Raw genomic sequence first — 22,937 nt, 5'->3', positions numbered from 1 at the left:
GGGTGCGCGTCAGAAAAAGGTGACGCCGCGGGACCGGAGTGCAGTCCGCGGCGTCACAGGGGTTTGCGAGATCTCAGCTGTAGTCGCCGAGATGGCAGCCGAAGGCGTCGGGCTTCTGCATCAGGGCTTCGCCCGGGACGATCTCGACGACGTCGTACCAGTCTTCCTTGTTCTTCATGTCCTTCTGCTGCTTGCCCTTGACGATGATCACCGGGCGAACGCACTGATGATCCTCGGGGCGGTAATGCACGTCGCCGACCAGCGACGGGATTGTTTCGCCCTTCTCGTAGGCCTTGATCACGTCGGGCGGACTGAAGCTGCCGGCCTGCTCGCACATGTGCGCCCAATGCGCGAAGCTGACATAGGCGTTCTCGGCGCCCCATTCGGGCTTGTAACCGTACTTCTTCTCGAAGGCTTCGTTGAACATCTTGGCCAGCGGGAACTTGTCCTCGATCGTCCACCAATAGTCGGTGGCGGCATAGACGCCCTGCATCAGGCCGCCGGTCTCGCGCGCGATGAAAGGCACCTGGTAGGGGACGACCAGCTTCATCTTGTCGAGCACGCCGAACTGCTTTGCCTGCTGGGTCGACAGCACCGCATCATGGCCCCAGTTCACGTTGATGAGCACGTCGGCGCCAGAGTTCGCGACGTTCAGCAGGTAAGAGGAATAGTCCGGCGCGCCGAGCGGGGCGACCTGGTTGGTCACGGTGGTCCAGCCAGCGGTCGCCAGGAAGTCCTGCATCGACTTCGTGACGGTGTGGCCGTAGGTGTAGTCCGGCGTGAGATACGCGGCTTTCTTGCCCTTGCCGAACTCCCGCACCATCACCGGGCCGATCGCTGCAGCCGCAGTCTGCCCGTAGAAGTTCTGGCGGAAGCCGTAGCGAACGCAGTCCTTGCCGGTCGTGTCGTTCGAGCCGGAAATGCCGCACACGAAGATCACATGCTCGCGCTGGGCGAGCTTGTTCAGCGCCACCGCAACGGCGCTCGACGTGCCGCCGGTGATCATGATCGCCTTGTTCTCGCTGATGAAGCGCTGCTGCGCCTGCACCGCCTCGTTCGGCTTGGCCGCCGAATCGGCGACGCCGAACTTCAGCTCCTTGCCGAGCACGCCCTTGCTGGTCTTGGGCGAGATCTTCTTGATCAGCTGGTGGCCTTCGTTGATGTGCTCGATCGCGAGCTGGTAGCCCTTGAGCTCGTCCTCGCCCTGCACCGCGTACGTGCCGGTGCGCGGCACCGAGATGCCGATGAAGGCGGTGGAACCCGACACGCCAACCGGATAAGTGCCAATCGCCGGCTTGTCGTCGGCAAAGGCCGGCATCGCCGGCAGCATGGAGCCGCCGATGAGGCCGGCGGTGGTCTGGAGCAGACCACGGCGCGAGATGCCGCGGCGAATGAGATCGTCAGTCATGATCGTTTCCTCCGAATATCACTCTTGTTTGCAGGCGCCAGCACGACCTGTCCGGCGCCAGCCGACCGCAAAGGCCTGCTGCGCCGGGCACGTCACATCCGCGTGTAGCTCTTGGCGCTTAGCATTGCTTGTAAAGCCCCGCTGTCAATTTCGCCTTTGGTCGAACGACAAAAATTATCACGTGAAAACATATCGGATCACGATATATATTAGCCTTTGTGAGTACGAGGCTGGCGAGCTTGGCGAGAGAAATGGCGCGGCGAACGACAGTGGCGGGTACCCGGAAGCGACGGTCGTGGCCGCAAGTTGCGGAGCGGCAGGAGGCGGCGTGGTCGGTGGAAGAGGTGAACGGACAGGGGGCGACACCACAGTCCGGCGATGCCTCGCGCATGCCCGACCCTCGCAATCGAACGACCGGTGAGCGGGGACCGGCAGTCGGCTCTGTTCAGGCGAAGCGTGTGCCCGGGCCGATGAAGCGGCTGAGCGTGCGTGCCCAGAACGTCCTGAAGGAGCTCGCAGTCGAGCTCAACGGCGAGCAACCGCCGAAAGGGAATTGGTCGCCGTCGCGCGAATTGCTGCGGGCGCTCACGGCCGAACGTCTCGCGACGGCGCGCAATTGCGGGCCGCATACGATGCGGGAGATCGTGGAATGGGCGCAGGGCTGCGGCGTGACCATCAAGCCGGTAATCCCGCCCGGCGGTTCGCTGTCGCAGATGTGGAGCGAGCTGATCGCCAATGCCTCGGCAGGCAGCCTGACCAGCGCCGAGATCGCCGGTGCGCTGCAGCGCTCGATCAGGCGGAAGAGCGCCCGGATCCCGATCGCGTTTCAGGTCATCCTGGTGAAGATCCTACTCTCGAGCTTCGAGTAGAGCGCCGGATAGCTGTGTATCCGGAGTTCCCGCTGCTTGGTGCGGGCGCTCCTGCTTGCTACTTTTGGCTAACGGCCCGCGTCGCCGGGTGGGAAGCACGGAGACGGCATGGCATGGTTCAGGTGAAGAAGGCGCAACGGGCGACTGCGGTCAGGTCTGCGCCATCCGCAGCCACCCACACGATGCATGACTCCGACTATGCTGCGCTGGCGCAGTTCCGGTACCAAATCCGGAGCTTTCTGGCCTTCAGCGAGGCAGCCGCAGCAAAGCAGGGATTGACGCCTACGCAGCATCAGGCGCTGCTTGGCATCAAGGGCTTCGTGCGCCCGGGTCCTGCGACAGTCGGTGATGTTGCGCGCTTTCTGCTGATCCGACCTCACTCGGCGGTCGAATTGATCAATCGTTTGGCCAAGCTTGGGCTAGTAAGCCGGGTTGCCGACCCGCAGGATGCCAGACGTGTGCACCTCAAACTGACCAGGAAAGGTGAACAAAAGCTGCGGGCACTTTCGCAGAGAAATCTTCAGGAGCTCCGCCGTGCCGCGAGCCCGGCGCTGGATCGCCTGCTGAGGTCGTTTCGGGAATCTGGCGGGCCGAAACCAGCGCGCTAAGCCCCAAGGAGGCCACGTCTACTCAGGCTTGCGTTATCGGCACCGGCTACGCATCAGCCTCCTGGACGATTGGTTTCCACCTCCGCGGCTGACGGATCGCATTTTCCGCCGGATTTTGAGAGCCGTCTCATGGCTCGAAAGGCGACTATCTGGTGAGCAGGCCTGAAATCAGCGCCGCGGCGCCAAGGCCCAGAAACGACAGAATGACTGGAGGGTACAGAACCAGAGCGGCTTCGAAGCGCAGGAATTTTGGATGATCGCCAGCGCGACTCGGGAGCCCAATGAAAATCAGGAGGCCTGCAGCTGCGATCATGACAGCTCCGATCAGTATGTCCATTTCCGCCTTCCTTTCCACATGCCCAAGTCCACATGCCCAAGGCAACAGCTCGCGGACGACAAGAGTGCCAGCGAGCTATTCGCCGTGGAAAGAGGGAACGGTACGCTTCAGTACGGTGTTTGTTGAAAAATCGGCATTTGGAGAGCTCGCTCAGATCTGCTTCACGCCATTACCGGCCTTGGTGGCCAGGCCAAGAACCCGCTCGCGGGTGCGACTTCTCGCTGCGTCCACCAGCATCGTGCCTGCCCAGCGATAGACGTTATGCTCCTTGACCTGCTGTCGCATGAGCTTCATGCGCTCGGCCTGCTCCTCGATTGGCATTGTAAGTGCAAGCTCGATAGCCGATGCCATTTCTTCGGTGTCATAGGGATTGACGATGAGAGCCTCGGATAATTCTCGTGACGCCCCGGTGAAGCTCGACAAGATAAGGACCCCAGCGTTGTCTTCTCGCGAGCTAACGAACTCCTTCGCGACGAGGTTCATTCCGTCATGCAGGCTGCTGACGACGCAGGCATCGGCCGCTCTGAACAGCCGGAACACGTCTGACGGCTCGTAGTGCCGCGCGACCAAATGCATCAAGGGTTGGCGACCGCGGTGCCGCTCGTTTATTTCGGCAGCGAGCGCCTCCGCTTCAGCCTGGAGCTTCGAGTACGCGTTGAGTTTGCTGCGCGTCGGTGCTGCGACCTGGATGAAGGCAAGCCGATCTGTCCAGGCCGGATTTCGCGACAAAAGCGCGTCTACGGCCCGCATGCGATCAAGAACGCCTTTGGTGTAATCGAATCGCTCAACGCCTACGATCAGCCTCGTATCCTCCGCCAATCCGAACTGGGCGAGGATGCTAGATCGGCATTCCGCGGGAGGTGGTAGCTTTTCCAGTTCCCTTGGCGGCCATTCGATCGAGATTGGATAAGGACGTATTCTGGTCTCATGTCCTCCAAGGCTGACTGCCTGCACTTCGCGATCGATCCTGCTTTCCAAGAAGCGATCCACACCCTCGATGAAGTTGTTGCAGTGAAATTGGGTATGAAATCCAACAATGGTGCTGCCGAGCAATCCTTCGATAATCTCCGCCTTCCATGGGCAGATGCTGAAGGTTTCCGCATTCGGCCACGGAATGTGCCAGAAGGTTATGATCGTCGCCCTGGGCAGGCGCTCACGGATCATTCTTGGAGCAAGCGCGAAGTGATAGTCCTGGACCAGCACAATGGGGTCCTCGGCGCGCGCCTCGGCAACGACTGCATCGGCAAAGCGCTGGTTGATCTGCCGATACATTTGCCAGTCGCTGGACCTGAACGTAGGGCGCACGAAAGCGATATGGCACAATGGCCAGAGCCCTTCATTGGCAAAACCGTAGTAATATCCGTCCTGTTCTTTCTCAGAGATCCAGATGCGCCGAAGCGTGTAGGCCGGGGCTGCCTCGGGGACGCGGAGCCTATCGTGGTCGTCGACGGTCTCCCGATCGGCGCTGCCGCTGCCGTGTGCGATCCAAGTGCCACCGCAGGCACGCATGATCGGCTCCAGGGCCGAGACCAATCCACTCGCCGGCCGCTGCACCACAGTCCCCGCTTCCGAAGTGTTGTGAATGTAGGGCTCCCGATTGGAAAGGACGAGAACTTCGGCCCCCGGGAGGACGCTTTGCAGCACCTCCTGAAGCGATTTCGGCGTCCAATCGATCTGGCTTGTAAACGTAACTTGTTCGGCGCTACGCAAGAGCTTGTGAATTTCTCGATCAATAGACGAGCCACCGAGTTGGAGTGGCACTCCCTGAGCACCTCGACGGACCTCCTCGACCGCGCGTCGCAATGCCTTCATCCAGCCGCGCATCATGAGGACGGCGAAAATGATCGTGCCAACGGTCAGGACCAGAACGACGCCGGCAAGCGCGGCAAGCAGATACGCCAGCACCTGGCTGGACCTGGCCGCCGCGAAGCTGAGGTCGGTTAGAATGACGAGGTAGGAACGACCTCGGCTACTCGAGATCGGAAACGCAGCTACGAGAATTCGTCGCCCGCCGCTGGCGATGCTTGCGAAACTCTCGTTCTCGGATTTGGCCGACTTTTCGCAGGAGAAGCTCGCCGGCATCTCCGGTGTTGGCGCGAGCAACGAGCCTTCCGGATCACAAAATCCAACCGCGAGAATCTTCTTGTCGAGCGCCACTCTCTTGAAAAGGTCCGAGAGCCGGTCCCAGGCCTGGTCTTCCACATCACGACTAAGCAACGGCTGGATGGCGTTGAAGACCAGCTTGGATCTGGCTTCAACATCGCTTCGCGACCACTGCTGTACGATTCCTCCGGTAAATGGCGAGATACCGAACGCCACGACTGCGGCTACCGCCAGGCCGAAAATGCCATAGCGGAAGAACTCCTTGTACGATATCGGGGTCACTCCGGAGCTACCCCGACCGTCCGCAGGCATTTGCTCGAGCCGTTTAGCAGGCGCAGCTCTCGCGGCGCATTGGCCACTGTCGATTGCGCTAAGCGGTAGTGAGCGAACATATACCAGACCAAAGGACGGCTGCTGTTAGCTCGGATTGGCGAGCCGCTTCCCCTCCTCAAAGCCCGTACGCTCGTTGTTGCAGGTGAGACAAGTCGCACGTGCCATTTGCGTACCGTGGATTGCCAGCCGTTCATGCCGATGCGGCGTCTTTTCCTCGCAAGACAGGCAGTACGCTTGCGGAAAGACATTGAGTGCCGTTTGATTCGATTTGCTGATCATGAAAGCCCCCTGCGCAATATCCTTCGGAGGTCGCCCGCGGGCAAGCGGCAGCGGGGCAGATCGGCTGCTATTGTACAGAACTGTACCGTGTTTCGTCACGTAGCAAGCTGTGCGCGCTCTGCCGAAGATCACTCCTGTCCCACACAGCAGCCCGCCAACGTGCGGGTGAATTAGCGCGCGGCGGGAGTTGGAATCCCAGCGTTCCTCGGCTGGGGTCCGCCTCTCCTGACGGCATGACCTGTCCATCCGTCCCGGGCAAGGTCGGTGGTCGATTCCCCTGCCCGTCGTTCAAGGCGCGAAACCGGGTGTACGGTTGCACCCCGAGTAATCTTGCAAGTCAGCGCCTCTTGAATTCGCGCTTCACTTGCGCTTCTTCGGCAGCGCGTTCTTCCCGACGATCGAAAGCGCAATCAGACCGAATGTGATCAGGCGCGGGATGAAGTACACCGGCTCGCTCGCATTCGTCACTTGCACCACAGCCAGGACAAATCTTGCGACGGCGTCGATCACAAACGCAGCCGCAAAGAGCAGGAAAAAGGTGTCGCCCGTCTTACGCCAAAACTTCAGGAAATATATGCTCGCCAGGAGCGATGCGAATGCCGTCGCACCGGAAAGAACGGGATTCAAATGGTCCATCAGTCGGCCTCCCAGATCATGCCGATAAGCAGGACCGTCATGGCGAACAGGCCGATCGATAGTCGCACGGCGGAAAGATCAACTTGAGGAAATACGATCTTATCGATCCAGAGAGCAGCATTTTCGAAAGTCAGACCCGCGAAGCAGACGGCGCTCCATAGGAGCAACTTCGACCTGTTACCGATATATGCCCGAATGAGCAGCCATGCACAAAAGCCGCTCGTGATCGCGCAAAGTGTGTAAATCACCGCAGCCATGACTAATCCTTTCGAATCCTGAAGGCATCTGAAAATGCCTGGATGCGGTGTGGGCTGTTGTGGATGATATGTGTGATCGGGATCAAATGCCGCGAATACGCCAAGGCCAAGCTATCGACCACTGGCCGCAATTCGGGCCGCGGCGCAAACGCATAGATCCCCGCCTCGCCGTCGAGGAAGCCATCCTTCCTCAGGGACGCTAGAGCATCGGCCATCTCGATCTTGCCCGCGTAAAGGCGTGCAGCGAGCGACTCCACGTCGAAGCGCTCGCCGGGCCGCTTGTGGAAGAACAAAAGGGCTTCGAGCTGCGCCACAGAGCGAATGTAGCGTCGGACAAGCTCCTCTACCTCTTCCGGCAGTGCTTCATCAGACATCGTCGACCTCAGCCAGCGGCACGCAAGCTGATCGATTCAATGCAGAAATTCAAGACTGCTTTTCCTCTGCCACAAATCTAAGCCGACCGGATCAAATGCAACTGGAAAAGGCGGCGTCATCTCAGATGACACCGCCGATAAGCATGCTGGAAATAGGGACCGAAATCGGCTCAGTACTTGAATTCGGGCATCTTCTTCAGCTGATCCTTGTTGGCGTTCAGCACCACGTGATCCGGATACCAATTATCGCTTCGCTGGGCCGACGTTGATGCGCTTCCCGTCGTGCTCGTCGAACCGGCATTGCCGGTCTTTCCAGCGCCATCGTTGGACACGGTCTTCACCGGTTCTTTGGCGAATTTGAGCTGATCGAACGTTACGGCGACGTTGTGCTCGCCCATTCCAAGGAATCCTCCCACTCCGATCACCACGTTGGCAACCCGCCCGCTGGAATCCAGGATCAGATCATTGATGTCGCCGATCTTCTCGTTGCTGTTGTTATAGACGTTCACGCCAACGAGTTTCGATGCACGCCATTCACCTTCCTTGTGCATGGAGGCGGTCGAGGCAGCCGGCTGCACGTTGGGCGCCGCGGTCGTCGCGTTGTTCTGGGACGACTGCGCCATGACCGGCGTAGCCAGCAGCATCGCGGAGGCAAGAATGCAAAGTGATATCTTCATGACGATTGCTCCTACTTCTGTTGGATCATCGTCAACTCATCGCACGCTCGCAAGTTTCGTTTTCCTGAATGCGAATGTACGCTCCCGCACGAGACTTATCCGACCAGCTTGAGGCGGCTGCGCATCTTTTGATGAAGCATTGCACGTGTCACGGAAGGGTTGCATATGATGAACTCGACCATAGCGATAATGTCGTCCCTGGTGCGATTGCAGCAAGGGTTCTCGTAAGCGGCAAGAAGCCTTTGCGCCTCCTCCAAGGCCCCCACCAGAACTTCGGTATCGGTTCGGATCCGGCCTTCTTGCGATGACATCTCCGCCTCTATCGCTTCAAGAATATCTGGACTCTGTTGGCTGCCGTACAGCCGACTTAACGGCAGTAGGGAATCGCGTTCACGAATAGGCAATTCGGAGGGGCGGCACCGCACAAGGACGGTTGTGCGCCGACAGGATGATCCCCTGACAATCGCAAGCCATCGCTTTCAGCCTGGCCTCGTCCATGACGACGATCCCCGCCCTGCGACATCCAATCACTCCGTCGCGCATCATACTCCCGAGAGCGACCGTAACGCCGGCGCGCCGGACCGCGAGAGCATTGGCTATGTAACTATGCGTGAAAGGTATCTCGCGAGACCCGAGCCTGTCGCTGGCAACCAGGAGCCACCGGGCGAGGCGCTGGTGCAGCGTGTGCCTGGAATTGCAGGCTGATAGCTGCGAACTGTGAATCAGGATCGCCTGAACATAGCCTAAAAGCATCTTTTCAAGCTCGACGTCCCTCTTGATCAAAGAAATCAGCTGATCGGACTGGATCCGAAGCGCTTGGCCCGGCACTCTCACGCTGCAGCGGTGCGGCGAAACGTGCATGCCCAGGACCAACGGCACGCCGACAAAATCCTTCATCCCGAGCGTATGGATCTCGACCGGCAGGCAGTCGCCCGCACGGGTCGTGACAGAACACCCACCGGACTCGATGAAGTAGGCATGGCGAAGAGGAGTGCCGCGATCGTAGAGAATTTGTCCTTTGTTCAGAGGCACCGTCTCGCAGCTTTCGAGCAAACGGCACTGCGATGAAGCCGACAGTCGGGAGACGAGTTCGTTGCGGCTAGTCCCGCAGAAGGGCTCGTCCAAACCAAGCCGCTTCGGGTTGAATTCGTTTTCGATCAACCGCAGTGGCGATGAAGAATGTTCCATGTCAAGCCCAATTCTAGACCGCTACAATGATTGCCTGTACGATGGGATGGATCGAGCGATCCTGGGAGTCAGGGTGACCGATAGAAGTGTCGGGAAAAACCTGACAAGAACCAGAAACATCGAGGAAGTGCCAGCACGTGGGCGTTTTGCTGTCTCATTTGATACCCACCCGCATGGAGGCGCCCACCTCAATCTCCCGGCGCGCAGCCCGCCGCCCCTTGATCCTCGTCTTCATCGCGGCAGCGATGCCTCTTGCGCTTTTTGCGGGTTGGGTCGTTTTCCTGAACGCGCAGCAGCAGCGCAGGGGCTCTCAGGCTGCCGCCGTGGAGACGCTCGATAGCGTCGTCAACCGGCTTGCCTCCGAGATCAGTCTCCAGCTCGAGATCGCCGAGACCATCGCGGCTTCCGCAACACTCGACAAGCCGGACCTCGACGCGTTCTATCGCGAAGCGACGCGTGTCAACGAAGCACGTCCTCTTTGGCAGACGATTCAGCTCGTCGATCCTGACGGGAATCAGGTGCTTGATGTCAGCCGTCCACTCGGGGATGGGATGCGCGCCACCGCCGACCGAGAGAACTTCGAACAGATCCTGAAAACGAGAAAGCCGGCGATCGGCGGAATTGGGCCGCGTGGTCCCATCACCGGCAAACGCGTGGTGGCGGTCAGGGCCCCCGTTGAGCGCGATGGACAATTGAAGTTTGTACTCACGGTGGCCCTGGTGCCCGATGCAATAAGCCAGATTTTGAAGAGCGCAGGAGCCCCGGCCGGCTGGGTGGGTTTCGTGGTCGATGCCAAGGGGAACATCGTCGCCCGCACCTTCGGTGAACAATCCGAACTCGGACAATCTGCCAGCGCTACGGTCCGCCAGGCGATAGCCTCAGCGCCAGAAGGAAGCTACGTCAAAACCACGCCTGCCGGCGAACAAGTCGACTCGATCTACAAAGTCATCCCCGGAACCAGCGGATGGTCGGTCCATTTCGGAATACCGACGCAGGAACTGAATGGTCCCGTCCAGCGCTCAGCCATTTTCCTTGCCGGGGGTGGGGTATTGAGCTTCGTCTTGGCTCTGACTTTGGCCTGGTACACCATACGCGACATTTCGCTTCGCCGGCGCGAGCAAGAGGCGCAGGCAGCATTGGCACTCAGCGCAAGTGAAGAGCGACGGAGGCTGACGATCGATGCCGCAGATCTCGGCGTGTTCAGCTGTGATTTTGCGAGCAGAGAAGCGATCGTGTCGCCCCGCGCCCGGGAGATGCTCCGGATAGACGGTTCGCGCTCCGAAGGAGATACGATCCTTCCGATGGATCGGATACTGAGCTGTATTGATCCCGCCGACCAGCGGAACTTTGAGGCTTCCTTGCTGAGTTGCCGTTCGGGAAACGTGGCGATTGCAGATTTCCGGACCGCTCCCCCTCACAGCCGGTGGCTGCGGGCCAGCGGACGGCTGTCTCGCATCGATGATAAGAACTTGGACGTCGTATATGGAGTCATTCTGGATATCGACGAGACCAAGCGAGCTGAGCTGGAGCGACAGCAACTGCTTCGACGTCTTTCCGAAGCGGAAGAAAATGAACGCCGTAGAATCGCAAGAGAGCTTCACGATCAGATCGGCCAGACGGTCACAGGTCTCCTTCTCGGTCTAAAGAACCTGGAGCCGCTTCTTGGCACGAGCCCGAAACGCAAGCTCGGATTGGAGAGGCTCAATTGGCTGCAAGGACTCGCGAGAGGGATTGGGCGCGATATCCATCAAATCGCCTCTGACCTGCGCCCGACTGCCCTTGACGACCTGGGCCTTTACAAGGCGCTAGAGGCATTCTGCGCAGAGATCCAGCGCAGGTTCGGGATCAGCGTCGATTTTCAGCCTCTGGGCAGAAGAGACCGTCTCGGCCAGGACGTCGAAATCGCGGTTTACCGCGCCGTCCAGGAGGCCGTGAACAACGTGGTCAAACACGCGCAAGCTCGAAACGTCAGCGTGGTCATCGACCGACGCACAGCTGAGCTTAGGATCGTCGTCGAAGACGACGGGAACGGCTTCGACTTTCAGGAATTCTCGCAGGGTGAGAGCCGCCACGCAAAATTGGGCCTGTCCGTCATCGAGGAGCGCCTCACGCTGCTCGGTGGATCTTTGGCGATCGAATCTGAACCCGGCCACGGCACCTCTCTTTTCATGAGAATACCGGTGCCAATAGAGGAGATGGGCTATGTGCCCGATCCGGATCACGTTGACTGACGATCATCCGCTTGTTCTGGCCGGAATGAAGGCGTTGCTTCAGGATGTGCAGGACATTGAGATCGTCGGGGAAGCAACGGATGGACAGGCCGCCCTTGATGTCATTCGCAAGGCCACGCCGGATATTGCCATCCTGGACATTTCACTGCCCGGCATCAGTGGCCTTGAAGTTGCTCGCACCCTGGCGACGCAGCTTCCTCAAGTTCGTCTTCTGGCGCTGACCGTGCACGAGGATCACGCCTACGTTCAACCGATGCTGCAAGCGGGAGCTCGCGGCTATCTGCTGAAGCGCTCTGCGGCCGACGAGCTCGAGCGCGCAGTTCGCGCGATCGCTGGAGGTGGTTTGTATCTGGATCCCGCAATTGCGGAGAAAGCACTTCCATCCGCGCAGGGCGCCCACTCGTCTTCCGGCGCTTCCACAGCCGGCGAGCTGACACCGCGCGAGAGTGAGGTTCTCAGATTCATCGCACAAGGCTTCAGCAACAAGGAAATTGCCAATCAGCTAAGCATCAGCATCAAGACCGTCGAAACTTACAAGGCCAGGGCGGTCGAAAAGCTCGGACTCTTCACGCGTGCCGACATCGTGCGCTACGGCGTGGCCCTTGGCTGGTTGAGCCATTCGGGAAAGAGTGCGGATCAAGTTTGAGCGGGAAGTAGGTGGGCCAAACGGCCCTGCGTGGCATGCGGACGTCAGGATTATCCCGACAAGCCCCGCTCATCTCCTGACTGCCCGATGGGACGCCGTCCATTATCTTCCATGAAGCGGACGAGAGAACCAACGCGAATCGCCGGCCGGAACACCGTTCTTTCCGGCTTCTGCATTCCGCACGTATTGGACGGATCATGGTTGTTTGGAGGCATACATGAGAAATGTACTTTTCCGAGGACGTCCCGGTCGCCAGCTCTTTGCACAGTATGAGAAACTGCCCGGGCTCGCCACTCGGACGAGCTCGCGGCTAGATGCCCGCACGGCGAGAACCGCGGGCATTTGCCTCGCTTGCATCTACCTCACCTGTCTCCTGTTCTCGGCATACGCGATTGCTTGACGGCTATAGGCGTGTGGCAACCGACATCGAGGAATGACGGGGTCGGATTCATCGTCCCGATCCTTTGCAGGAACTCGTTTGATCATGGATACAGTCGTGGTGCTCCTGATCCTCGGTATGTTGTTCACGGCTCTTTGTGTCGCAGCGCTGGAGATCGCGGCACGTCGATTTTCCCGCGACTCTTAAGCGTCAGCTTCCGATGTAGTGTGCCGCGCACCCATCTCACCGCGCGATGAGGATTGCTGCTATGCAAGGTGAGGGCCGCCTCGATCGACGGCCCTCCAAGTTCGCGTTTATCGGCAGACGCGCACGTGCTTGACGATACGCCGACCATGATAGCCGCGCTTGACTACGGTCCGCACGGTGCAGACCCTCCGATGATGATGATAGTGATAGCCAGCCTGCATCGTCTCGGATGTTGCCGCGGCGCCGACCGGTGGCGCCATCATCGCATTGGCAGGAACCAAGAACTGAGTGCCCGCAAGCAAAGCAGCGGCCGCAAATCCATAGGCGATTTTCTTCATAGTTTTTCCTTGTCGTACGCCCCCTCCGCACTTCTATGTCGGTCCAATGAATGCGGAGTGAACGACGATACTGACAATCGTCGTCGCGATCTTTCGCCGCAGATGCAGAAAATGGATAGCTGCCCCCGCCGCTGAGAGGTGCTTGGAATTGAGGCTTATCCCAATCCGCTTAGATGTCCCGCAGGAACTGCCGAAGTTGTTTTTTGCTTATTCACGTCTCAAAAGTCGCTATCTCGAACGCACTACCCTCACCGGCTAGAGCGAACAGCGGCCTTAACGGAAGGGAGTGAACAGGCACTCTCGCCAGAGCACATGGGAGCCTGCCGTGCTTTCGCTGATGGATATTGCTGCCGTTCTGCTCACATTGTCTGCCGCCTTCGGCTGGCTCAATCACAAGTTCCTGCCGCTCTCCCGCAGCGTAGGTCTTCTTTTGATGAGTGTCCTGACGTCGCTGCTGATGATCGGTCTGGATGCAGCGGTTCCGACGGCTCATCTGCTAAACCAACTTGCCGACGGACTCCGACAGATCGACTTTACCGAAGTCGTCGTCAACGGAATGCTTGCATTTCTGCTGTTCGCCGGCGCGTTGCACGTAGATCTGGACACACTCAGAAGCCGCGCCATTCCGGTATTTATTCTGGCCGTTCTCGGCACCTCGATCTCAACCGTCCTCGTAGGCCTGATGTTCTGGTTCGTCTGCGGCCTTGTGAACCTACCCGTATCGTTGGCTTGGGCATTCGTGTTCGGCGCATTGATCAGCCCGACTGACCCCGTTGCTGTCCTGAGTACGCTTCGCAACACCAAAGTGCCGAAAGAGCTGCAGATCGAGACGGAAGGCGAGGCATTGTTCAACGACGGCGTCGGGATTGTTCTGTTCACGATCATGCTTCGCTTTGCGAGCACCGGAGACGGCGCTCCGGTTTCGGCTGCCGATGTCGCTGAGTTACTTGTTCGCGAAGCTGGTGGCGGAATAGTGCTGGGCTTGTTGACTGGCTATGTTGCGTATCGCGCGATGCGGCTCATCGACGACTACGCCATAGAGGTACTGATCTCTCTCGCGCTCGTCACCGGAACATACGCACTTGCGTTACATCTGCACGTCAGCGGGCCGCTCTCCATGGTCGCCGCAGGCCTCCTCATCGGCGACCGAGGACCGCGATATGCGATGAGCGAGCGGACACAAGGATATCTCTTCGCGCTCTGGACCCTCATCGACGAAATCCTCAATTCCGTCCTTTTTCTGCTTATCGGGCTCGAGACCTTGATACTGCGCTTTGATCTTCGCAGCCTTGGCCTGGCGGCAGCGTCAATTCCAGTCGTTCTCTTCGCCCGGTTTGTCTCCGTTTCAGTCCAACCGTTTTTGTTCGGATGGACTCAGCTGCTTTCCCTGCGCAACGCGCCCTTTCTCACCTGGGCGGGCGTTCGAGGCGGGATTTCAGTTGCACTCGCCCTATCAATCCCGGATAGCCCGGCCAAGGCCGCCATGCTCGCCTCAACCTATGCGGTCGTCCTGTTCAGCATCATCATTCAAGGCTCGACTCTAGGCTGGGTGGCAAAGCGGACTGTCGGACAATAGGTCTCGTCTCCAATGACCCTTCAAGCGCAGGCGACAAGCGCCTCATTTTTGAACGGATCAATCCTCATAGCTGTCGATGACGGCATCGGCGATCACCCGTTTGGTGAGGACGCCAACGATATCGTTCACGCGCGGGCGCGAGGCAGAGCGGACAACAATTGCCGCGCCGGCCCGATGGCGCTTCAACCTGGCAAACACCAAGCTCAAAAGGTCCTGATCGCGGCAAATGACCATTCGCCGCTCGACAAATTGCTCGACCATGAGAGCTGGGTTCGATTGCGACTCCGCCCATAAGCCGGAACGTGGTGGGATCAGCCCGACAATCCGGCCTTCGCGCTCAACCACGATAGGAAGTGCATCATCGATATCTTCCGCAGCCATAGCCTGTTTTAGTGTCGTTCCTACTCCGGCGACGATAAAGCGCCTCTCCATGATGTCCTGGGCCTGCTTCACCAGATAGAGGTTGATATGCCGCTCCTTCGGAATGCGGTGCCCGCGGTGGCGCAGCTTGATCGTGTAGATCGTCTCGTTGACGAGTGCACGCCTGACGCCTGCAGCCAACGCCACCGCAACGATCACCGGAACGATGATTGCGTAATCGCGGGTCATCTCGAAGACCATCACGATCGCCGTCATGACGCCGCCCGTACCTGCACCGACGATGGCCGCCATTCCAATGATCGCGGCCGAAGATGGCGTTAGCCCTGAATGAGGCAGGATTGGATTGGTTGCAGCGGCAAAGGCGGCCCCCAGCGTGGCGCCAAGGTAAAGCGATGGCGAGAAGATCCCGCCCGACGCCCCGCAGCCGAGGCTGACCGTCGTTGCCAACAGCTTCAGCACGAACAGCAGCGCCAGTAACCCCGCCGCCGTCATCTTGTGGTCCAGTATCTCCTGAATGACGGAGTAGCCGACGCCGTCGACGTAGGAGTGGCCAAAGGCATGGGTGAGCACCACCATCATCAGGCCGATTGACGACATGCCGATGATATTTTGAACATACTCGTTGCCAGACAGCTTCGGAAACCCGTCTTCCATGAAGACGAGCAGACGGATAAACGCCCAGGCTGCCGCTCCAGACAACAAGCCAAGCAGGACAAATGCGAGAGCTTCCTGCGCATTGAAGGATGCGACCATGCTGAATTGCACATCCGGAACCGAAAAGGCCGGGTCCGGACCGATCAGGATGCGCCCGATCGTCGTCGCAGCCCCCGTGGCCACGACGACTGGGAGGAATGTCCGGTTTGAAACTTCCGGCAGAAGAATTTCCAGAGCAAACAGCACGCCGCCCAGCGGAGTATTGAAGGTTGCGGCAATGCCCGCGCCCGCGCCCGCGGACAGCAGCGTGATCCTCTGCCGGGTCGAGAGCCCGATAAATTGAGCAAAGGCTGAGCCAAGAGCTGAGCCTATCTGAATGATAGGGCCTTCGCGCCCGACGGCGGCGCCGCTTCCGATCGATATTGCGGACGCCAGCGCCTTTATCAAAGCTACCGAACCCCGAATTTTGCCGCGCTTGTAGAATATGGCGTCCATCACTTCGGGTACGCCATGTCCCTTTGCTTCTGGAGCGAACCGCCGGACGAGAAAGACGACGATGAGGCCGCCGATCACAGGCGCAAGAAGAACAAAGTCGCCGAAAGGACTGGGGCCCTCACTGACGTTTGCGTCGTAAACGACGCTCAGCCTGCCATTGTAAGACAAGTTGTGCACGAGGCCGATCAGCGCGCGAAAGCCGACGGCGCCAAGTCCGGTCATGACGCCAATCACCAAGGCGAGCGCGCAAAGCACGAGAAGGCTGACCTTCCGCTCTTCAGCAAACGGCTTGATGCTGCTGCCGATCAGGGCTTTTCGCGTGCCGTAAGTCAGGACCGAGGGCATTTGACCACTATTGCGCACAGACACCGATATGAACTCTGGTTCCGAAAGGCGGTTCCTGCCAAGAGGCATGGCGACAATCCGCGCCCACCGAGCCTCCACGTCACCGCCATTGGACGCCCTTATTGGTTGCCCGTCGATTCATGGTCCCGCCCAACGGTAGTCAGGAAGCTTCAGTTCGTCGGCGATGTCCCGCCCAATTGCGAGCCTCGCCAGCCCCGGTATCGAGAAACTTCTGACCACGAAGTTGCGGAAGAGCATTCCCACACGCGTTCTCGGCGCCAGGGCTCCGGCAAAGCGCTCCGCACCCCGCTGTTTCCGGCCTATATAGCTCTTCAGCCGCGCCTCGTATCCGGCAAATGCCTCCAAATATCGTCCACCGGACATGGCGAGTTCACCGGCCAAGACATAAGCTGAAATCATCGCCAGCGCCGATCCCTGCCCTGCCAGGAGCGAGACGCAGAAGGCGGCATCACCAATGAGCGCCACCCGACCTCGTGACCAGTTCGGCATCCTGATCTGACTGACGGCGTCGAAATAGAGTTCACCGGCGCGCTCCAGTTCGGCGAGCATCTGATCGCATTCCCAGCCATCTCCGCCATAGATTTCACGAAGGAGCGCCTTTTGCGAGGCCGGCGTTTCCGGCAAAACTGAGTGATGCTCGGCAAATACCAAGAGAAACAAGGTGCGATCATCACGCAGCGTGAAGCGGCCTACCATGCGGCCCGGTTGACCGTAGATCAGGTACACATCCTCGTCGCGCGGTCGATAGCCGTGAGCTTCGAAGGCAGCCACGATATACCCCAGACGCCGCTCGAAGTGAGCCTGTGGTCCAAAGACCAGATTGCGCACGGCTGAATGCAGGCCGTCTGCCCCGACGAGAAGGTCGAACCTCCGCCTGCCGCCGTGCTTCAGTTGGACTTCGACGCAATCTGGTTTCTCTTCGACGAGAATGATCTCGTCTCCGAAAATGGTTTCGACGCCGCTGGCCCGTTCGAACAGCATGCGCGAGAGGTCACTGCGCTGAAGAGTAACGTATCGTCCATTCGTTAACTCGGAGAAGACGTCGGTACCGAAGCCGGCCAGCCGACGGCCAGCTTCATCTACGATCCGAAACTCTCGGGCGTAGTAGCCGTCGCGACTGATCTCCGGCATCAATCCCATCCGTTCAGCGATGGTGTAGCCGAGCCCCCAAAAATCGATGACATAGCCTCCGCTCCGTAGAGCGGAGGCGCGCTCGAGGAGCGTCGGCTGGAAGCCGGCTGCTTTCAACCAATAGGCAAGCGCGGGTCCGGCAATTCCAACCCCGGAGATTAGAACGCTGTTCATGCCATCTCCTCAGAAACGAACGACGATCAGCAACACGATGCCCGACTCGCTCTGGTGCTTCGGCGGTCTTCGGACGAGAATTAGTCGCTTGCGTACAAGAACATTTGAGGCCGCAACAGAGTATTACATACATGCGACGCGATCGCCGCGATGATTTTCCGAGTAGTCTCGCCTGCGCAACTTCAATGTCGAGCTTCGGAATCTGGACTGTTCCGACAAAGGAGACGAATTGGAAGACAAGTTGACTGTTCATGTGAGGCACATCGAGCGCACCCTTCGTGTAAGCGCAATCGCTCTATTTCTCGCGCTCTCGGTCTGGCTGCTTCGCGACATACTGTTGCTCTTGTTCAGCGCCGTGGTCATCGCTTGCGTTTTGCGGGGCGCCAGCAACGCGGTCCGTCGGGTAACGCGCCTCGGGCCATACACGTCCTTGATTTCCGTCATTCTTGTGACAGGGCTCGCACTCGGTGCGCTGCTGTGGTGGCGCGGCAGCGCCATTTTCATCCAGGCCGACGAGATCAGCCAGCAACTGAGAACCCAACTGGCACGGATCTGGAGCGAACTGCAAAACAGCTCGTGGGGTTCGATTTTGGCTCAACAGTTGCAGATCGCCGGAAAGTCTCTGCGCACTGGCCTGACAGGCTACGTCACCGGCGTCGTTGGCTCCGTTCTCGGCATAGGTGGCACTCTCGTCGTGACGGCGGCGACAGCGATATTCCTCGCTGCGTCGCCCCAATTGTATCTCGAAGGCTCGCTTCGTTTGCTTCCAATGGCCTGGCGACCTCGCGGCCGAGAAGTTGCCGGAGAGCTCGGTGCTACGCTTAGGCTCTGGTTTCTTGGTCAACTCGTCGACATGCTGATCGTTGGTCTGCTCCTCGGACTGGGCCTTCTCCTCATCGGTTCGCCCTTGCCACTATCACTGGCCCTGCTGGCGGCCCTTCTGAACTTCGTGCCATACATCGGGGCACTTGCAGGCGCAGTGCCGGCGATCCTCGTGGCTCTGGCACAGTCTCCTGCTCTTGCCGCTTGGGTCACTCTCTTGTTTTTGACGATCCAGCTGTTGGAGGGAAATGTCATCGCACCATGGATTCAGAAACGAACTGTCTCGCTGCCACCCGCACTGACGATACTTTCCCAAACGATCCTTGGCACTCTCTTCGGTTTGATCGGACTGATCGTTGCCACGCCCTTGATCGCCGTTCTGCTCGTTGCTGTCCGCATGATCTATGTCGAAGGCTTCCTGGAGCGGGAGAGTAAACAGGCTGCCTAGTTCAGGAACACTGCTGAAAAGGTGCGGAGGCCACGGAGTTGGTACGGTGTCGTACACTCGCGTGTCTGACCGGCAATCGGCGCGACATAGTGTCCCGAACCCTTGACCCGAGAAACCAAGATTGCAGGCTGATGTTGAGACCGCATTCTGAAATTACAGGAGCCACAGATGCGGAGACTCACACTTGCCCTTTCTCTCACCGGCCTGATCGCAATTTCTCCTGTCAGCAGTAGCCAGGCTGCGCCTCTGACACCGCTCTCGGCAGCCGCGAGCTCCACGCAGCACACGTCGGCAGTGCGGGATAATCTGACCCAGGTTCGATGGCGTGGCGGCTGGGGAATCGGCGCCGGCCTGCTGGCAGGAGCCTTGATCGGCTCAGCCTTTGCGACCCCGTATTATGAGGAATATCCGCCATACTATGGTTACAGATACCCCTACGGCTACGGTGGGTACTATCCGGCTTACTCCTATACACCTTACTGGGGCGGCTATGGCTGGAGACCGCGGCCATACGCCTGGGGCCCGCGCCCCTGGCGCTATAGCTACGGTTGGTCCGCGCCGAGACCGTGGGGATATACGGTCCGGCGCGCGCAACCTTGGCGTCATAGCTACGGCTGGGCGCCGCGGCACTATCGGCACCACCATCACGGCGTGATCCGTGCGCACCATCGGTGGTGACGCGCTGCGCGTGTAGCAAAGTGCCCGGCGCATTCAGTCATTGGAGAACCGCGCCGGGCGACGACGAATATTTCGTTGGAGAAGCCGCTAGATGGCGGAATTTCTGCAGGACGTACGTCAGCCATTCGAAAGACTTCGAGAGGCGATCACGGCGCAAGATTGGCTGTGTTGACGTCCTGCTTCCGAGTGAAGGTTGCACCTACGGCTCGTTTCGCCGGGTGTCGAAGCTCGTGCTTCCACAATGCGGGCATTTCGGAATCTTGTGTCCTTTTGTGACGTGAGTGGCCTGATGACATCGCTCACACCTGAAGTCTCCAGTCTCTTGGGCTGTCTCACCTGCATGCGCCGCCATGATACTTCTCCCTGTTAAGCGCGGGCGCCCCATTTGGTCCAAGCGTCGCGAGCGAAGAGAGTTGCTAATTGTGTTCGGGGTCGCCAAAGCAGCACCCTCTTGCCCTACATGCGTTCTTTCACGCCGGCCTCTATAAGCCACCAATTCACTGGGTAGCTCGTGAAAAAGCCCGCAAGCATTGCGATCTGCATCATGAACCAAAACTCCGGCATCGACGGCTCGAGCCTCACCCCGAACAGATTCCTGAAGATCGCGAACTGCGCGATCGCCATAAATCCGTACATACCGATTTGCCACGCAGTCAGCGAGAGAGTGTCTGCCTTCACGGCTTGAACGACGCCCGCGCCTGGCGACAAGTCGCGCATCGGCTTGATCGTGAAGTACTGAAATGCAACGCCGAGCGCAAAAGCGAACAGATAGTCCACGACCCAGATCGCGAACATTTTCTCTGAGAAGAGGCTTTTCCATCCCGCCCAGATCGCGATCACCGGAAACGCGAGCACAAGGCTCTCGGCGATGATGTCCCCGAGTGTACATCCGGCGCCACAGTGCATGGCACCTTTCGCGACCATGACGGGAAACGGTGTCTCCCTCTTGCTGTCGGAGTGCTTGTTCTGCTCAGTCGCATCCCGGGCCGCAAGCCGGCCGAACCGGTAGTACAGCCACAACGTCAGTACGGTGCCGAACAGACCGTTCACTGGCCAGACGACATTCATGATCCACATACGCTGTGGATGGCGGGTGAGGTCGATCGCGATGATGACCGCGCAGACAAATCCGACACCCAGACAAGCCAGCGCGATATCTCTTAGCCAAATTGGTATCATGGCTCCTCCGTTTTCTCGGAGAAGAAACGTTGTGAAGATCGCCTTCGTTCAAATCGAGCTTTGTGGTTTCCCACGATCATCTCGGGGCGGAGCGCTTGGAGAATTGGCTATTCCACATTCAATTCTCACGCACGCAAGCGACGGCCGATCTGCCGATCGTACTCGCGCTGTATCAATCCAGAGCACGAACAGGCGGAATGCTCCAGCTGGGCCCGGTCGACCAGAGTTATCGCTGCTCGGGTGTTGCGGATGATGCCGGCCTGTTCGAACGCCTCGAGACATTCGCTGACACTGGCCCGACGAATCCCGAGTAATTGAGCTAAAACAGCATGCGTGATCGGCAGTTCTCCAGAGTCCATTGCGTTTGCCGCGACCAGAAGCCAGCGGGCAAGTCGCTGCTTGACGGAATGGAGCGAGTTGCAGGCTCCCACCTGTGACGTTTGAAACAAGACAAGATTGATGTAGGAGAGGATCACTTCACGGAGGGCCCTAAGATCGTCAAGCGCGGCGAGAAAGGCCGGCGTCGGAATTCGCAGTGCCGTTCCGCCCACCTGAACGACCCGACGGTGCGGCGGCATCGGATCCTCCGGCGCCAAAACGCAGGGCGCGCCGATCATTCCCTCGGAGCCCACCAGCCAAGCCTCCACGAAGCGCCCGGCCTCGACCTTGGCTGAGACCGATACGAGACCACTGCCAAGAAAGTAGACATATTCCATCGGCAAGCGCCAATGATGAAGGACCTGACGCGGCTTGAGCTCGACATGCGTCCCGATCGACTGGAGTACTGTGAGCTCGGTTTTTGGGATGCAACGCAGCAGCTTGTTCCGTGCAGCCAAGGGGCCAACGCGGCCTCCAGGCGCAATTGGTGTCGGAACTAGGCCTGTCGCCCGGCCGTCCTGCATTGCTGCGCTCCCCGCAATCTCCGAGGATCGATCGGAACGGTCCGCGGGTCTGCGGAGAGTACGCACTCGGGCCATCGGCGGTTCCTTTTTCAGGACTACTCCTATTCTCCGTTCCAACATCCTGATTTGAGGCCTTCTCTTCGAACCGAAGGGCGGCTCGGACCGACGCGCTGGAGGGCTTCGGACGTTCCGACCCAAACAGTTGAGTGATGCGATGTCGGTACGAGACCGAACGAAGGCACACGACGTTCTCTGGGACAGAGCTGGGTTGCCAAGGTCTTGCGGAAAGCAAGTCAGAGCCGGCCCAGCGCAGCGGAACCCAACTCCTCTCCAAAGATCAGTCGGCCGGCGTGGCTAAATATTTCGTAGCCATCGTCGCGCGCGACCGCGACGAGCGTTACGCCGGCATGCTCAGCAGTCTCGATCGCCAGCGAAGTCGGTGCGGAGACGGCGATGAGCAACGGCACACCCATTCGTGCCGTCTTCTGAACCAGTTCGACGGAGACCCGACTGGTTATGAGGACAGCCCCCCGTGACATTTCGAGCCCGACTCTGGCCGCCGCACCAGCGAGTTTGTCCAGCGCATTGTGGCGTCCGACATCTTCCCTTACCAATCGGATGTCATGGCCGTCCCAGAAGGCCGCAGCGTGCATCGCGCCCGTCGCCTGGTTATGAGGCTGGAGCGGTCGCAAGGAGCGCATCGCCTCCAGAATGTCGACCGGGCGAAACCCGCCCTCGCTGACTACGCGCGTCGGCCGCGGGCAAGCCTGTTCCAGGCTCTCAATTCCGCACAGGCCGCAGCCGACCGGCCCGACCATCGCCCTCCGCCTGTTGGCGAGGAGATCACCATAGGAGTCGTCGAGCCAGATCCGTACTTCGCAACCGAGCTCGAGCTCGACGACTTCGATGCTGATGATGTCCTCGCCATGCTCCACAATGCCCTCGCTCAAGCTGAAGCCTACGCCGAAGTCCAGGAGGTCAACGGGAGAGGCCATCATCACCGCGTAAGTCGAGCCGTTGTACGTGAGCGCGATCGGCCGTTCCTCTGCGACCTTGCGTGAGGACGGAATCGGGCGACTCCCCCGCCACACCAGCTCCGGCTTGTCGCGCGTACAACGATCCTGCATATCCGGCTCCGAGGTTGGCTTCTGGCAACCTCAACCATTGGACCGCGTTCCCTGGCCATCATCCATTGTCGGGCCCCGCTCCCGCTGTTCAACATCGCGCGATCAAAACCATTCCCTTGGTACGGCACCGCGCA

General features: G+C 59.4%; 22 protein-coding genes. 6 read left to right on the top strand and 16 right to left on the bottom strand.

Annotation, left to right across the window (positions count from 1 at the left end; translation table 11 throughout):
- Nucleotides 1-73 precede the first annotated feature (73 nt).
- Nucleotides 74-1,408: a substrate-binding protein gene (locus tag AC0L2J_RS11820; RefSeq protein ID WP_007607508.1), complete on the bottom strand. Its 1,335-nt coding sequence runs from the start codon at nt 1,406-1,408 to the stop codon at nt 74-76.
- 458 nt (nt 1,409-1,866) lie between these two features.
- On the opposite strand from AC0L2J_RS11820, the gene AC0L2J_RS11815 reads away from it, so the two are divergent.
- A complete protein-coding gene (locus AC0L2J_RS11815) occupies nt 1,867-2,277 on the top strand; it encodes a hypothetical protein (RefSeq protein ID WP_473389753.1) in 411 nt (136 codons plus the stop codon).
- 113 nt (nt 2,278-2,390) lie between these two features.
- Nucleotides 2,391-2,885, top strand: coding sequence for a MarR family winged helix-turn-helix transcriptional regulator (locus AC0L2J_RS11810; RefSeq protein ID WP_473389749.1), 495 nt, complete (start codon nt 2,391-2,393; stop codon nt 2,883-2,885).
- Nucleotides 2,886-3,030: 145 nt separating this feature from the next.
- Here AC0L2J_RS11810 and AC0L2J_RS11805 read toward each other — a convergent pair whose 3' ends face one another.
- The 8 genes from AC0L2J_RS11805 to AC0L2J_RS11770 all read right to left on the bottom strand — a co-directional run bounded on the left by AC0L2J_RS11805 (nt 3,031) and on the right by AC0L2J_RS11770 (nt 9,069).
- On the bottom strand, nt 3,031-3,222 hold the full coding sequence (locus AC0L2J_RS11805; RefSeq protein WP_063993336.1) for a hypothetical protein: 192 nt from the start codon (nt 3,220-3,222) through the stop codon (nt 3,031-3,033).
- 150 nt (nt 3,223-3,372) lie between these two features.
- On the bottom strand, nt 3,373-5,637 hold the full coding sequence (locus AC0L2J_RS11800) for an alpha,alpha-trehalose-phosphate synthase (UDP-forming) (protein ID WP_473389743.1): 2,265 nt from the start codon (nt 5,635-5,637) through the stop codon (nt 3,373-3,375).
- A gap of 105 nt (nt 5,638-5,742) precedes the next feature.
- The gene (locus tag AC0L2J_RS11795; RefSeq protein ID WP_007607496.1) at nt 5,743-5,937 is read right to left on the bottom strand and encodes a hypothetical protein; all 195 of its coding nucleotides are present in this window, start codon (nt 5,935-5,937) and stop codon (nt 5,743-5,745) included.
- A 360-nt stretch (nt 5,938-6,297) separates the two neighbouring features.
- The gene (locus tag AC0L2J_RS11790; protein WP_007607495.1) at nt 6,298-6,573 is read right to left on the bottom strand and encodes a DUF5985 family protein; all 276 of its coding nucleotides are present in this window, start codon (nt 6,571-6,573) and stop codon (nt 6,298-6,300) included.
- Nucleotides 6,573-6,830, bottom strand: coding sequence for a DUF5985 family protein (locus AC0L2J_RS11785; RefSeq protein ID WP_007607494.1), 258 nt, complete (start codon nt 6,828-6,830; stop codon nt 6,573-6,575). Before AC0L2J_RS11785 ends, AC0L2J_RS11790 begins: the two co-directional genes overlap by 1 nt.
- 2 nt (nt 6,831-6,832) lie before the next feature.
- Entirely contained in the window at nt 6,833-7,204 is a 372-nt protein-coding gene (locus AC0L2J_RS11780) for an SMC-Scp complex subunit ScpB (protein ID WP_007607493.1), read from the bottom strand.
- Between the two features lie 170 nt (nt 7,205-7,374).
- The gene (locus AC0L2J_RS11775) at nt 7,375-7,848 is read right to left on the bottom strand and encodes a PRC-barrel domain-containing protein (RefSeq protein WP_473389739.1); all 474 of its coding nucleotides are present in this window, start codon (nt 7,846-7,848) and stop codon (nt 7,375-7,377) included.
- Between the two features lie 423 nt (nt 7,849-8,271).
- Nucleotides 8,272-9,069 (bottom strand): Crp/Fnr family transcriptional regulator, encoded by a 798-nt coding sequence (locus AC0L2J_RS11770; protein WP_473389736.1) that lies wholly within the window; start codon nt 9,067-9,069, stop codon nt 8,272-8,274.
- 137 nt (nt 9,070-9,206) lie between these two features.
- Between AC0L2J_RS11770 and AC0L2J_RS11765 the strand changes: the two genes are divergently transcribed.
- Together AC0L2J_RS11765 and AC0L2J_RS11760 are read left to right on the top strand one after the other, a co-directional pair.
- Entirely contained in the window at nt 9,207-11,300 is a 2,094-nt protein-coding gene (locus AC0L2J_RS11765; protein WP_473389732.1) for a sensor histidine kinase, read from the top strand.
- Nucleotides 11,272-11,946 (top strand): response regulator, encoded by a 675-nt coding sequence (locus tag AC0L2J_RS11760; protein ID WP_473247725.1) that lies wholly within the window; start codon nt 11,272-11,274, stop codon nt 11,944-11,946. Before AC0L2J_RS11765 ends, AC0L2J_RS11760 begins: the two co-directional genes overlap by 29 nt.
- A 693-nt stretch (nt 11,947-12,639) precedes the next feature.
- Here AC0L2J_RS11760 and AC0L2J_RS11755 read toward each other — a convergent pair.
- Entirely contained in the window at nt 12,640-12,870 is a 231-nt protein-coding gene (locus AC0L2J_RS11755) for a hypothetical protein (protein ID WP_085351187.1), read from the bottom strand.
- Between the two features lie 325 nt (nt 12,871-13,195).
- Here AC0L2J_RS11755 and AC0L2J_RS11750 point away from each other — a divergent pair, with 325 nt between their 5' ends.
- Entirely contained in the window at nt 13,196-14,446 is a 1,251-nt protein-coding gene (locus AC0L2J_RS11750) for a cation:proton antiporter (RefSeq protein WP_473389728.1), read from the top strand.
- Nucleotides 14,447-14,503: 57 nt separating this feature from the next.
- Here the strand turns inward: AC0L2J_RS11750 and AC0L2J_RS11745 are convergent, their stop codons facing one another.
- Entirely contained in the window at nt 14,504-16,390 is a 1,887-nt protein-coding gene (locus tag AC0L2J_RS11745) for a chloride channel protein (RefSeq protein ID WP_473389724.1), read from the bottom strand.
- 69 nt (nt 16,391-16,459) lie between these two features.
- Entirely contained in the window at nt 16,460-17,647 is a 1,188-nt protein-coding gene (locus tag AC0L2J_RS11740; protein ID WP_473389720.1) for an FAD-binding domain, read from the bottom strand.
- A gap of 229 nt (nt 17,648-17,876) precedes the next feature.
- Between AC0L2J_RS11740 and AC0L2J_RS11735 the strand changes: the two genes are divergently transcribed.
- Entirely contained in the window at nt 17,877-18,917 is a 1,041-nt protein-coding gene (locus AC0L2J_RS11735; protein WP_473389716.1) for an AI-2E family transporter, read from the top strand.
- Between the two features lie 877 nt (nt 18,918-19,794).
- Here the strand turns inward: AC0L2J_RS11735 and AC0L2J_RS11730 are convergent.
- From AC0L2J_RS11730 to fdhD, 4 genes are all read right to left on the bottom strand, one after another.
- Nucleotides 19,795-19,947, bottom strand: a complete 153-nt coding sequence (locus AC0L2J_RS11730; RefSeq protein ID WP_083843319.1) for a zinc ribbon-containing protein — start codon at nt 19,945-19,947, stop codon at nt 19,795-19,797.
- Between the two features lie 104 nt (nt 19,948-20,051).
- A complete protein-coding gene (locus AC0L2J_RS11725) occupies nt 20,052-20,774 on the bottom strand; it encodes a DUF4396 domain-containing protein (RefSeq protein ID WP_473389712.1) in 723 nt (240 codons plus the stop codon).
- 125 nt (nt 20,775-20,899) lie between these two features.
- Nucleotides 20,900-21,490 (bottom strand): Crp/Fnr family transcriptional regulator, encoded by a 591-nt coding sequence (locus AC0L2J_RS11720; protein WP_473389708.1) that lies wholly within the window; start codon nt 21,488-21,490, stop codon nt 20,900-20,902.
- A gap of 479 nt (nt 21,491-21,969) precedes the next feature.
- Nucleotides 21,970-22,803 (bottom strand): formate dehydrogenase accessory sulfurtransferase FdhD, encoded by an 834-nt coding sequence (fdhD, locus tag AC0L2J_RS11715; protein ID WP_473389704.1) that lies wholly within the window; start codon nt 22,801-22,803, stop codon nt 21,970-21,972.
- Nucleotides 22,804-22,937 lie beyond the last annotated feature (134 nt).

The sequence above is a fragment of the Bradyrhizobium sp. MV1.5 genome (assembly GCF_055807615.1).
Note: the sequence above shows the minus strand (reverse complement) of the source record. Positions and strands in the feature narration are given on the sequence as shown.